We start from the raw sequence: 12,070 nt of genomic DNA on the forward strand, positions 1-12,070 counted from the left end.
GTGCCCGGCGGTGGCCGCCGTGCGGACCTACTTGTGCGGGGTGAAGGTCTCGATCACGTCCTCGTGGACGTTGTCGAAGTCGTCCGCCTCCGCCAGGGGCACGTTCACGCTCACCAGGTAGAACACCCGGTGGTCGCCCTGCTCCATGACCACCGCGTACGCCCAGAGCCGACGCTCCTGCTGACCCCAGTTGGTGTTGACCAGGTCGGCCTCGACCATGGCGACGTCCAGCCCCGCCAGACCGCCCTCGAAGTCGTCCCGGTCGAAGTTCTCGGAGTCGTGCTGCGCGTAGCCGCTGGTGGCCTCCTCGATGTCGGTGCCGCCGCTGGTCTGGGCGAGGAACTGCTCGGCGGTGCCGGTGAACTCGGTCTCCTCCCAGCCCTCCACCACGACCTCGTGCTCCATGCCCGGAGCGACGAAGACGGCGATGGACTCGGAGATCCTGCTGTCGTCGGGCGACCAGCCGCCCGGGTAGGCGATCGAGAACCACTCGGAGTCGAAGGTCTGGAGGGCGTCCTCGTCGTACTCGGGCGGAGTGCCGTCCACCCGGATGTCGCTCTCCGGAGTGTCCTCGACCTGTTCGCGGCTCTCCGCCCGTCCGGGCTCGAACACCTCGGGCTGGGACGCGTCAGGAGGCCCTGAGGGGCGCATGGACAGCGCCACCACGAGGCCGCCGACCAGCAGCACCGCCAGGACCAGCGTGCCCGCCGCCAGCGCGGCGCCCAGACCACAGCCGCGCCTGCCCTTGGCCGGGACCCCCGCGCCGTGCGCCGCAGCCGGTTGGGGGCCGCTGTGACCGCCCACGCCGTGGCCGCCGTACCCGACCGAGCCGACCGCCTGCGTGTACCGCGCCCGGTCGTGGCCGGGATAGGAACCCTGCCCGTAGTAGCCGCCGGAGGGATGCGCGGCCGCGTGGGGGGTCTGCGGGCCGCTCACGGCGGCGGCACCCAGCGCCGCACCGGGCGCACCGGCGGCCCCCGCCGGGGCCCGGCCCTCCCCGTCACGGCACCGCCGCAGCAGGTCCAGGGCCTGTTCCACCGTGAGTCGCCGGTCGGGGTCCCGCTCCAGCAGCCCGGTGATCACCGGTTCCAGCCACGCGGCCCGCGTCATCGGAGGGAGCGGCGCGGAGATGACCGCGGCGATCGCGGCGGTGATGGAGTCGCGGCGGAACGGGGAGCTCCCCTCCACGGCCGCGTACAGCGTGACGCCGATGCTCCACAGGTCGCCCCGGTGCTCCGCCGGGCCGCCCTCCAGCCGCTCGGGCGGCATGTACTCCGGAGAACCGATCAGCGCGCCGGTCCGTGTGATGGCCGGACCGCCCTCCATGGTGGCGATCCCGAAGTCGGTGAGGATGACCCGCCCGTCGGCGGACATCATGATGTTGCCCGGCTTGATGTCCCGGTGCAGGACACCCGCCGCGTCCGCCGCCCGCACCGCCTTGAGCAGCGACTCCGCGATGTCGGCGACCTCCTCCGGCGGCAGGGCGCCGGAGTTGCCGAGCAGGTCCTGGAGCGAACCGCCCTCGACCAGCTCCATGACCACCCACGGGTCGTTCTCGTACTCGAAGACGTCGTGGATGGTGATGACGGTGGGGTGGTTGATCCGCGCGGCGGACTGGGCCTCGCGGCGGACCCGCGCGTGCGCGTCGGAGCGCTCGGCGTCGGTGAAGTGGCCGGGGAGCAGCACCTGTTTGATCGCCACGACCCGGTCCAGGGCCGTGTCGTGCGCCTCCCAGACGATCCCCATGCCGCCACGGCCCAGCTCACGGAGCAGGACGTAGCGGTTCGCGATGGTCGGCTGGCTGTTACTCGACATCTGTCGCCCTCTCGGAGCGGGCTCTGTGCGTGAAGTTCGGACTACTGGTCCGATGTCCACGGTAGGGGGAAGGTTCCGACGGCTCGGCCGCCGGTTCCGGATCGGAACGGTGAGGTGACGCACGAGGGGGCACCCCGCTTCCGCGAGGTGCCCCGGGGGTCCCGTGGACCCGTGCCGACGACTACTGCTGCGAGTTGGTCATCTTGAGGACGTCGAGGGCGGCGTCGAGCTGTTCCTCGGTGAGCTTGCCGTCGCGCACGTAGCCGCGCTCCAGCACGACCTCGCGGATGGTCTTCTTCTCGGCCAGCGACTGCTTGGCGACCTTGGCGGCCTCCTCGTAGCCGATGTACCGGTTGAGCGGGGTGACGATCGACGGGGAGGACTCCGCGTACACGCGGCACTGCTCCTCGTTGGCCCGGATCCCGGCCACGCAACGGTCCGCGAAGACCGTGGAGACGTTGGCCAGCAGACGGATGGACTCCAGCACGTTGCGCGCGATCATCGGCAGCTGCACGTTGAGCTCGAAGTTGCCGGAGGCGCCGCCGAAGGCCACGGCGGCGTCGTTGCCGACGACCTGCGAGGAGACCTGGAGCATGGCCTCGCACAGGACCGGGTTGACCTTGCCCGGCATGATCGACGAACCCGGCTGGAGGTCCGGGAGGAAGATCTCGGAGAGACCGGTGGTCGGGCCGGAGCCCATCCAGCGGATGTCGTTGGCGATCTTGCAGTAGCCGACCGCGATGGTCCGCAGCTGGCCGGAGAGCTCGACCAGGGCGTCACGGGCGCCCTGCGCCTCGAAGTGGTCGCGGGCCTCGGTCAGCGGCAGGCCGGTGTTGGCGGCGATCTCCGCGATGACCCGGGCGGAGAAGCCCTCCGGGGTGTTGATGCCGGTACCGACGGCGGTGCCGCCCAGGGGCAGCTCGGCCACGCGCGGCAGGACGGCCTCCAGGCGCTCCACGCCGTAGCGGACCTGCGCGGCGAACCCGGCGAACTCCTGGCCCAGGGTGACCGGGGTGGCGTCCATCAGGTGGGTGCGGCCGCTCTTGACGATCGAGGCGAACTCGACCGACTTGCGGGTGAGCTCACCCTCCAGGTGGCGCAGCGCCGGGATCAGCTCGTTCTGCACGGCCGAGGTGGCGGCGATGTGGATGGAGGACGGGAACACGTCGTTGGACGACTGCGAGGCGTTCACGTGGTCGTTCGGGTGAACGTCGAGGCCGGTGCGCTCCTTGGCGACGGTGGCCACGACCTCGTTGGTGTTCATGTTGCTGGAGGTGCCCGAACCGGTCTGGAAGACGTCGATCGGGAACTCGTCGTTCCACTTGCCGTCGGCCACCTCCAGGGCGGCCTCACGGACGGCCTTGCCGAGGTCGTCGGAGATCACGCCGAGCTCGGCGTTGACCTTGGCGGCCGCGGCCTTGATCTCGCCGAGCGCGGCGATGTGGGCGTTCTCCAGCCCCTGGCCCGAGATCGGGAAGTTCTCGACGGCACGCTGGGTCTGGGCCCGCCACTTGGCCTTGGCCGGGACCTGGACCTCACCCATCGAGTCGTGCTCGATACGGAACTCACTCATTGCAACCCATCTCTCCTGGGAAAACCTGTGACCTCAAGCCTGCCAGACGCAGGAGGACACAACGCACCTCACCCCGGAAGTTGCGCTTAACCACACATAGGCGAGCGATCCCCGTTCCCACCCGGACAACCGGAGGGAACCCGATCTCTGCCCGTGGGAGCGCCACCGTGTCAAAGCCCCTGGTCATCATCTATGTGCGCCTGTCTCGTGACTCTGACGCGTCCGTGTCCGTAGAGAGTCAAATAGCCACGTGCCGCGCATACGCGGACGCGCGAGGCTGGGAGGTGCTCTTCATCGCGGAGGACGTCGACGTGTCCGGAGCATCGCGCCTAGAGGATCGCGAGGGCATGGCGAAGGTCCTCGCCCACATGCCGCGCGCAGCCTATGTCCTCGCCGCAAAGCTCGACCGCTACGCGCGGAGCGTCCTGGAGTTCTCGCGGCTGCTCAAGGCTGGAGACGACACAGGGGCGACCCTGGTCACTGCGGACGGCACCCTCGCTCCCGAAACCTCGCGCCTGATCGTGCATGTGCTGTCCGCGTTCGCGGAGTACGAGCGCGACATGATCCGGACGCGCGTCCTGGAAAACAAGGCCAAGCTCCGAACCAAGGGGAGATGGTTGGGCGGAGCCGCACCCTACGGATACCGGATCATCCGCCGCGACGGTGGCGCGTTCCTAGACATCGACCCCGAGTCCGAAGCCATCATCCGCGAGTGCCTGCGTCGCGTGCTGGAGGACGGCGAGTCACTGACCGGGCTTGCCCATGACCTCAACACCCGCGCGGTTCCCTCGCCCGCAGACCTCACCCGCCTACGCGACGGGCGCGAAGCTAAAAAGACGAAGTGGTCGACCACCACGCTTCGGGAAGTTATGACCTCGCCCGCCCTGCGCGGGTGGCTCTTGCAGGCGGACCCGTCCGGCGATACCCGCCGGAAAACGAAGACGCTCCGCCCCGTGTTGGACGACAACGGCGAGCCCCAGCAGGTAGGTCCGGAACTGTTGGACGCGGACACCTTCGCGGCGATTCACTCGAAGCTGGCGGCGAGGTCGCGGGGCGCGGGGGTTGAACGCTCTGGTAAGTCCGTGCTGTTGCACGTGGCGCGGTGTTCAGTCTGCGGTGATCTCATGTACCGGCAGCAACGCACGGCCCGAGGATCGGACTTTGCTCTGTACATCTGCGGTACGGGAGCGAAGCGCGGCGGGCACAAGGGAAACGGCATCAAAGCGAAAGGGCTTGAATCGGTCGTCGAAGCCGAATTTCTCAAAGTCCTAGGCCGGTTCGACCTTATGAGGGAAGCTCCCACGGGCGGGCGCAACGTGTCGCAGGAACTACGCGAGACAGAAAGCGCGATCGAACACCTTGCCGCGAACCTCGCATACCTCGCCCCGGACGGACACGCTGCGGGGGTTGCACTCCGCCAACTGGCAGCGCTGGAAACAAAGCTCAAGGGGCTACAGGCGGAAGCAGCGATCCCGGTAGGAGTCACCTACGTCCCCACGGGGCGCACCATCGCGGAGGAATGGAAGCGCAGAGGAACCCCCGGGCGCAACGAACTGCTCCGAGACTTCGGAGTGTCGGTCACCGTATCGCCCTACGTGCCTGGAACACCTCGCCGTTTCGACCCCTCACGGGTGCACGTGGAGATCAACGGTCCGGCATGGTGGGCAGAGTCGCCAGAGGTGGCCGCGCTTGAGGACGCAGCTTAGAAAACTGTCACCTGTCCCCGCGTGCCGCACGTCCGGACGGTTTCCGGGGTCGCAGAGGGCAGGCGGAAGGACGGGACGTGGTTCGTGGGGTCGCGGTGGTGTGAGCTCCTCGCGGCGGAGCGGGCGACTCCCTGAACTGGGATGATGTTGGAAGAGTGTAGGAGTGTAGTTTTGTATGTGGATCTCGTAATCCTATAGAAACTTCTAAGGGAATACAGAAGTCTCCTTCAAATCGACACTTCTACACTCGCCCGCCCTGCCGGAGCCGCTCCGCGCTCGCCCGCGAGGTGCACTGGGGGCGCATCTGCCCGCGAGGCCACGCGCTGCCCGCCCGCGAACCGCGCCGCAGAGACAACTCCCGCCCAAGTGGCGCTGTAGTGGCCATAGCGCGTTTGTCAGGGTCGCCCCCAAGGGGAAGTTTGAATATTCCGAGAAAGTCCCTCAGGATTAATCTGAGGTGCTTTCTTGTGTCTTGGGTTCAGAAGTGAAGTGGCGAGCACTGATCCGGATAACCGAAGGGAAGGGCCGGGCGACTCTTGCCGGGCAATCTACCTAAGGGAATCCGATGACTTTCGAGCTGTACACCCGAACCCTTGACGCTCTGTCGTACGCCGTGCACAGCACCGCTCATCGTCGCGACACGAAGAACACCCCGGAGCTGATCGACGTACGCGATTCATTCGCACGGACTTACCCGGACTTCCAGGCGCGCTACGTTCCGGCCGGTGACCGCTAATGACAGCTGGTGATGACAGGGGAGACGGAACCATCATGCTCCCCCCAGAGCTTGAAACTATCGCCGCAGGCGAATTCCAGTACCTCCGCGAAGTCACCACAGCGCTTCTTCACAGGATGACGCGACGTATGCCCGCAGAAGACCCGCAGGGTTTCGCCAAGGCGGTCCGCAATGGCCAGTGAATCACGCGGCGTTGAGCCTGCCTCCCTGCCAAGGAAACCCGCGACAACCGATTCCATGAGTGCCTGGCGGCAATACGCCGCACTTCTCGAAACCATGCTGATCACTGGCGAACCGCTTGAGGACGACCCTCGCGACATCGCCGCAGCCATTCGAGCACGCTAACCCTCCTCCTTTTGTCTGCCTCCGCGTAAAGTTCGGGGGTGCTTTCTCGTTGATTGGGGTCAAAAATGGCCAACTCCTTCCCCGTGTCGCAGGCTATCGGCGGTGCCCTAGGGCTCCTCGAAGCGAACTCCGTTCTCGGAAAGCGCGTTCATCGCGACTCCGAAAAGCACTTCGGCGGTGGCACGGGTGCCACTGTCCAGGTGCGCATTCCGAAAACTATTTCCGCGACCAACGGCATGGGGCAGAACACCGTCTATACCGATATCAATGAGTCAACCGTTCCTGTGGAGATCACCGCAGAGGCCTATAGCGCGGTCGCGCTCACTGATCAGGAAATGGCGCTTAACGTCATCGACTTTGGAAAGCAGGTGCTACAGCCTCAAGCTTCCGGCGTTGCCAAGTTCTGTGAACAGGCTATCGCGGGGGTCATGAACACCGCTGTTACCGATTCCACCCTCGAAATCTCTCCTACGAACCCGCTGGGTGCTTTTGTTCGGGCTGCAGCCGAGTTTACGCGCCGCGAGATCGACCTTCCGGGGCGCACCATGGCGATTGGCCCGGATGTGCTTGAGGTGCTCTTGGCGCTGCCCGCGTTGCAGGACGTTGCTGCTTCCGGGGGTGGGGATGTCCTTGAGGGCGGCTTCCTGACAAAGCTTCTTGGGTTCGACATCGTGGTCTCGCCCTATGTCTCCGGCGCGGTGGCCTTCACTCCCGAAGGATTCGCCCTCGCCACTCGTGCGCCCGGTGTACCTGAGGGTGCCGGGTACGCCGCGACGGAAACCCACAACGGGTGGTCTATGCGATACCTCCAGGACTTCGACATCACGCGTCGCGCGGAGGTCTCCCTCATGTCCGTGTTCGTGGGTGCGACCTTGCTTGACGAGCGTCGCGTTATGGCGTTCTCCCTCCCGTCCGGTGTCTGACCACGCTCCTTCTGCCTCAAGCCCCCACCTGTCCTACAGGGGGGCCTGAGCTATGTCCCCCCGTGCTCGGGCACCCCACCGTCGTATCCCACCCCTGTCACCGGAACGGCTGGGCGTGCCCTCGCATGTGCGTTGTGCTTGTGTGAGTTGCCTCGCGCGGAGGGTTCACGTCCTGGTGCTCGATCGTCTCCGTGACCAGGGCGCGAGTGCCGCTCTCGTGTTTGTCGCCTCGCGGCTGGAGTGGCTCTGCTCCGCCTGCGCAACTCGCGGTGCGTGGCCTCGCGTGCTGCTGGTCGCTGCGAGGTCGCTTGTGATCGGTGCGTGTTCGGTCGCGCTCCGCTCGCGCCGCGCTCGCGACCCCGAACCTCACCCGCGCGGCGAACTCTGACCGCGAGGGGGTGGGGGATGCCCCCCGCGACCAGGGGGAGACCAGCGGGGGGTATTAGCTACTCGGCCGCGCCGCACGCATTGTCGAGTCCCCTGTTTTTTGGGGCGGCGTGCTTGAAAGGACACAATGAGTTACGAAGACATACGCGCCCGCCTGGTCGGAGCGCTGGAAACCGTCGCGGAGACAGACGAAACGATCTCCCAAAGGGTCGCGACCGTCGCCGCGATGCTGGCTAGGGCAGATCAGTGCGCCGCGCAGGTGGCCAACGATGGCCTGATGATCCCCGGCTCTGCCGGTCAACTGGTCGCGCATCCACTGCTCTCCGAGGAACGCGCGCTACGGACTCACGCTGACCGTGTGTGGGCGGAGTGCCTGCCGTTGGAGGACGGCAATACGGGCACGGGTGCCGCGACGGACGATTCCGTATCGCTCAAAGCGAAGCGCGCGGCGGACGCCCGTTGGGGACGTCACCGGGCAGCCGGTGAAATCGCGTGAGTCGCCGTCGCCGACCCCGGCCCAAGCTTCCGCCCGTGGAGACGCTCCGGCTGCGTCCGGAGTCGGTTGCCGACCAGCACCGCGAGGCACGCGCGTGGATGCTTGCCCGTGCGGCCGAAGCGACCAGCGAGGCGGAGTACCGCGAGTACCGCGACACGGACACGACCAACGTCGTCAACATCCTGCTTCGCCACGCGGGCGAGGTGTGGCCAGATGCCCCTGAAGTCGCGGCAGAAGTAGCCGAAGACGCGGCACAGCTTGCCGACTACCGCGCCATGTTCGGGCTTTGCGTGTGCCGCGCGTGCGACACGCAGCGGCACACCGTTGACGGCCAGGACCACAATGACCGGCACGCGGCAAGGCTCTGAACAGTGACAACCCGCCACTCGCAGAAAATCTTGCCGATCTCGAACGCCTGGCTTCCTCCTGTGCAGGAAGACCCCGGTCGCTCTCGGCGTCCGGGGTCATCCTGCGTTCGGGGTCGTGCCCCGGACTGCGTACGGGTCTAGGCGTCTCGGGCTGCAACGCGCAGGGCGGCGAGCCACTCCGCACGATCAAAGCTGAGGTGGCCGTGGTCGCGGTTCTGTGTGTCGCGGACGTCCGCACCTGCGGGGGTCTCGCGAGCCTCGACACACTGACCACTTGTACTGCTGTAGCTGGATTTGAACCAGTCACTCAACGTAGCTCCTCCAAAACTTTCCGGGACTCCCGATCGGGGAGAGCGGATTGCATGAACCGCTTCACCAGTTCCGCCAATCGTTCCAGCCCCTCGCCATCGCGGTACACGCGGTTGCCGTTTGCGTGATCGCTAGACGCCACAGTAGAACCATCCCGCATCCTGAACACCAACAGCGGGGAAGGAAGGCCCACCAACAGGGTCCCGTCAGGGATGACCAGCACCCGCACCCGCCCCGACTCTGTGAGCTTCAACAGATGTGCGGCTTGCTCCTTGCGCGCGTTCTCCGGGAACGTCGTCAACGCGGCCACTGGGAACACCGCCGTCACACGCAGGTCGGGAACCTGGTCGATGCGCTCACAACGGAGCTTCGCCAACCGTTCGTGTTCCTTCGCAGGCAGGAACGGTTGAGCTTCTTCGTAGACGATCTGAGCGTACTTCGGTGATTGCAGGATGCCCGGGACCGCTGGGAGCGGACAAACCCATTCCACGCTGACAGCGGATGCTTCTAGCTCGGCAACGTCCGCGTCCCACTCCGGTACTGACTTCCCACCAGCGGCGGTACGCCACACAGCGAACAGCTTCCCCCGGGCATCAAACGCCTTGTCAAGTAGCTCCGCGTTCTTCCGCTTTGGGAGGGCTGCACGGCCCTCCCAACGGCAGACCGAAGACGCGGACGTCTGTGCCTTCTTTGCAAGCTGGTATTGCGTCAATCCTGCAATTTCCCGGTACCGAGTGAGGGTCTGTGCAAAGTCCTGTCCTGTCATATCCCGGATCGTAACGCCACCATGTCACGCGCAGCCGAGGAATCAAGGAAACCTGTCGAACGCTGTGCAAGTCGCGGTTGCAGACGCACGCTGTACCCATGACCACAGACACCACCCCCGCAGACGGCGCGGTAGAGCGCGCCGTCCTCGCGCTTCACTCCGCCATCCGTAGGCGTGGTGTGGCCGCGATGGACGGAGACCAGGCGGGCGAGGTCCGCGCAATCCACAACGCGCGCATGTACGTCGTCCGGTTCGACGGTACGGACTGGCTCATGCCGATACCCGGCACGGACCGCCACACAGTGATCGCTCATGGGGGCGAAGAGGGGTTCCTCGCCCGCTGGCTGGCAAACGAACTTCTGGGGCTCCGGTGAGGGGCGCTGCGCGCACGCTCGCTGATCTCAGGCGTCTCACGCGCCCTCGCCGTCCCCAGGCTCCGCGTCCTCGCCCTCCGGAACCGCCTCTGCTGCCCCGGAGGCGACCCCTTGCCGCGACGTGCCCCCCGCATGACTGGCAGCGTCTCCCGAATTCCCGCACGCAGCAGTGCCGGGCGTGCGGGATGACTATGAAGGTTCCTTAGGAAGGCCACCCATGAACACGCCAGAGGTTGCACCGGACGAACCGCCTCCGGACGCTATGAACGACCCCGTGGGACACGCGGATTGGTTGTTTGATCAGGTATCGGGGAATCTGCGGAACCGCCGCGCTCCGGGTACGTGGTCGCGACTGGACAGTCGCGCCACGAAGGCGGAACTGCGGGAAGCTCTGACGGAGGCGACCACCGCGTACACGAGTCTTCTGCGCGAGGTCGCGGAGGCAGACGAGAAGTTTGACCGCCTGCACCACTGGATCATGGCGGGCGAGCCGCTGCCTCATCCGTGGGCGAAGCAGTACACCCCGGTATTCACCGAAACAGAATCGGACGCCTGAAATGTGCACCGTATGCACCACGCCACTTGATTGCTCCGGGAACTGCCCCAAGGGCTGTTTCTAGCGGCAGAGCCGGAAGACCCCCGGTGACGGTTCCGGGGGTCACCCGTTGTCAGAGGGCGTCAGGTAGACGCCTTTCCCCGGTGAAACACGAACGTGCCCTGATTCCGCGAGCACCCCAATCGCCCGTTGCACGGTCCCGCGTGAGACGCCGTACCCCTGTTGGAGCTTCACGACAGACGGAAGCTTGCCGTCCGCGAAGTCGCCCCGGTCGATCCTCGCGAACAGGACCGCCGCGAGCTGCGAGTACTGAGGCTCTGGCCCCTCCGTGACGCGAGAGTCCGGACCGTATCCAGCTGGGAACGGGGTTGGCATAGCCCAATAGTCCCACGTCGATACTGTCTATACTCTCCGTACTGCTGGTACTGTTGCGGCGAAGTAACGCCCCGGCGAGCGCGCCAACGCTCCCGGGGCCACGGTTTCCACCTAGGTAGAGGTGTCAACGTTGCACATCGTACTTGCCGCGCTCGCGGCTGTTCTTCGTTTCATCTGGCCGCCCCACACGGGCCAACGCGTCCGAGGCCGGGCGGCTCGCCCTCGCCCGTACGTCAACCCCGCTCCGGCGAGGCCGGTAGGCCCCGGGTTCGACTTCCGCCCGGGGCATGGGTGCGCGTCCGTGGTGACGCCCGCGAACGTGAACCCGCCCGCGAACCTTGTACGGCCCTACTACGTGGCATGGGAGACACGCGAGGCACACCGCCGCACGGACCGTTCTCGACTGGGGCTCTCCGTCGCGCTGGATATCGCCAACACCGCTAGCCGCGTGGGCGTGTCCGCGTGACGATCCGCGAATCCGCAGACTTTCCCGTGAACAGTGAAGATGTCGCCCGCTAGTTCCGGCCCCGCCCCGCTCCCTCACCGGAGCGGGGCACCTTTCAGCCCGTCTATGCATGGTTAGGCGCGTACTACGCCTGGGTTCCCGGTGTTGTACGTGTCATGTTGACATCGGCGCAGGTCACCACCTTGGCGCCGACCGCCGTCGGTCATCCGCCGAGCTGGCGGCGGGCCCGGCGTCGGACGAGGCGGAGTCGGCGTCTGGGCGCGCGGACCCGCACCGTCCCGAACAGGCAGAAGCCGTCGATCTCCAGGACGGGCGGACGGGACGCCGCGCCGCGGCGGGCGTTGGTGCTGCGTCTGCCGAGGAAGGACCACCCGCCGAGCCGGACCTCCACGCCCTCGGGGACGTCGATCACGACCCGGCCGAGGAACGCGCTGACCGTCATGCGGTGGTGGTTGTGTGTGAGCAGCGCCTCGCGCATGTCGATCTCCGCGCGCCCGCACACCGCCCCGGCCTGTTCGCCGGGGACCGCCACCCAGCGTCCCCGCCGCCGGAGGGTGGTGAACCAGCTGACCATGGGCTCCGGGTCGAGCTGGAGCGGCTGCTCCTCGGCGGGCAGCAGGTCGGCGGTGAGCTCCGGCAGTTCCCCCAGGGTCCTGGCCGTCTCCGCTCGTTCGAGGCGCTCCTCGAACTCCTCCATGTCGATCCGGCCGTCGGTCACGGCGGAGCGCAGGACCGCGCCGACGCGTTCACGGTCACTGTCGGAGGCCCTCATCCGGGCGGGGGACACATCCTCACTCACCCCTCCGAGCCTAGGCGAGCGGGGCCCCGCGACGGTCGCGACGGCGGCGGCCGTGGGGGGGGGGGGGGGGGGGGGA

13 protein-coding genes are annotated in these 12,070 nt (G+C 66.8%); 6 read left to right on the top strand and 7 right to left on the bottom strand.

Going from position 1 to position 12,070, the window contains the following annotated elements; translation table 11 throughout:
* Positions 1–27: 27 nt before the first annotated feature.
* Both ACRWK8_RS19025 and ACRWK8_RS19030 read right to left on the bottom strand, forming a co-directional pair.
* Complete coding sequence (locus tag ACRWK8_RS19025) at positions 28–1,815, bottom strand: serine/threonine-protein kinase (protein ID WP_431871915.1); 1,788 nt, start codon at positions 1,813–1,815, stop codon at positions 28–30.
* Between the two features lie 181 nt (positions 1,816–1,996).
* Positions 1,997–3,388 carry a class II fumarate hydratase gene (locus ACRWK8_RS19030; RefSeq protein WP_378745528.1) on the bottom strand — a complete coding sequence of 464 codons (1,392 nt, stop codon included), beginning with the start codon at positions 3,386–3,388 and terminating at the stop codon, positions 1,997–1,999.
* Between the two features lie 167 nt (positions 3,389–3,555).
* Between ACRWK8_RS19030 and ACRWK8_RS19035 the strand changes: the two genes are divergently transcribed.
* A complete protein-coding gene (locus ACRWK8_RS19035; protein WP_431871918.1) occupies positions 3,556–5,094 on the top strand; it encodes a recombinase family protein in 1,539 nt (512 codons plus the stop codon).
* 732 nt (positions 5,095–5,826) lie between these two features.
* Here ACRWK8_RS19035 and ACRWK8_RS19040 read toward each other — a convergent pair.
* Positions 5,827–6,162, bottom strand: coding sequence for a hypothetical protein (locus tag ACRWK8_RS19040; protein WP_431871920.1), 336 nt, complete (start codon positions 6,160–6,162; stop codon positions 5,827–5,829).
* A gap of 78 nt (positions 6,163–6,240) precedes the next feature.
* On the opposite strand from ACRWK8_RS19040, the gene ACRWK8_RS19045 reads away from it, so the two are divergent.
* From ACRWK8_RS19045 to ACRWK8_RS19055, 3 genes are all read left to right on the top strand, one after another.
* Positions 6,241–7,098, top strand: a complete 858-nt coding sequence (locus ACRWK8_RS19045) for a phage major capsid protein (protein ID WP_431871922.1) — start codon at positions 6,241–6,243, stop codon at positions 7,096–7,098.
* A gap of 514 nt (positions 7,099–7,612) precedes the next feature.
* A complete protein-coding gene (locus ACRWK8_RS19050) occupies positions 7,613–7,981 on the top strand; it encodes a hypothetical protein (RefSeq protein ID WP_431871924.1) in 369 nt (122 codons plus the stop codon).
* 35 nt (positions 7,982–8,016) lie between these two features.
* Positions 8,017–8,349, top strand: a complete 333-nt coding sequence (locus ACRWK8_RS19055) for a hypothetical protein (protein ID WP_431871926.1) — start codon at positions 8,017–8,019, stop codon at positions 8,347–8,349.
* A 137-nt stretch (positions 8,350–8,486) separates the two neighbouring features.
* On the opposite strand, the gene ACRWK8_RS19060 is transcribed toward ACRWK8_RS19055, so the two are convergent.
* The gene (locus ACRWK8_RS19060) at positions 8,487–8,660 is read right to left on the bottom strand and encodes a DUF397 domain-containing protein (protein ID WP_431871928.1); all 174 of its coding nucleotides are present in this window, start codon (positions 8,658–8,660) and stop codon (positions 8,487–8,489) included.
* Positions 8,657–9,424 carry a helix-turn-helix domain-containing protein gene (locus ACRWK8_RS19065; RefSeq protein WP_431871930.1) on the bottom strand — a complete coding sequence of 256 codons (768 nt, stop codon included), beginning with the start codon at positions 9,422–9,424 and terminating at the stop codon, positions 8,657–8,659. Before ACRWK8_RS19065 ends, ACRWK8_RS19060 begins: the two co-directional genes overlap by 4 nt.
* Positions 9,425–9,522: 98 nt before the next feature.
* Between ACRWK8_RS19065 and ACRWK8_RS19070 the strand changes: the two genes are divergently transcribed.
* Both ACRWK8_RS19070 and ACRWK8_RS19075 read left to right on the top strand, forming a co-directional pair.
* Entirely contained in the window at positions 9,523–9,798 is a 276-nt protein-coding gene (locus tag ACRWK8_RS19070; RefSeq protein ID WP_431871932.1) for a hypothetical protein, read from the top strand.
* Between the two features lie 217 nt (positions 9,799–10,015).
* The gene (locus ACRWK8_RS19075; protein WP_431871934.1) at positions 10,016–10,354 is read left to right on the top strand and encodes a hypothetical protein; all 339 of its coding nucleotides are present in this window, start codon (positions 10,016–10,018) and stop codon (positions 10,352–10,354) included.
* Positions 10,355–10,456: 102 nt separating this feature from the next.
* Here ACRWK8_RS19075 and ACRWK8_RS19080 read toward each other — a convergent pair whose 3' ends face one another.
* Complete coding sequence (locus ACRWK8_RS19080) at positions 10,457–10,729, bottom strand: GntR family transcriptional regulator (RefSeq protein WP_431871936.1); 273 nt, start codon at positions 10,727–10,729, stop codon at positions 10,457–10,459.
* A 668-nt stretch (positions 10,730–11,397) separates the two neighbouring features.
* Positions 11,398–11,967: a DUF1707 SHOCT-like domain-containing protein gene (locus ACRWK8_RS19085; RefSeq protein ID WP_378745548.1), complete on the bottom strand. Its 570-nt coding sequence runs from the start codon at positions 11,965–11,967 to the stop codon at positions 11,398–11,400.
* Positions 11,968–12,070: the final 103 nt, after the last annotated feature.

Source organism: Nocardiopsis eucommiae, assembly GCF_965344335.1.
GTDB classification, from domain to species: Bacteria; Actinomycetota; Actinomycetes; order Streptosporangiales; family Streptosporangiaceae; genus Nocardiopsis; species Nocardiopsis eucommiae.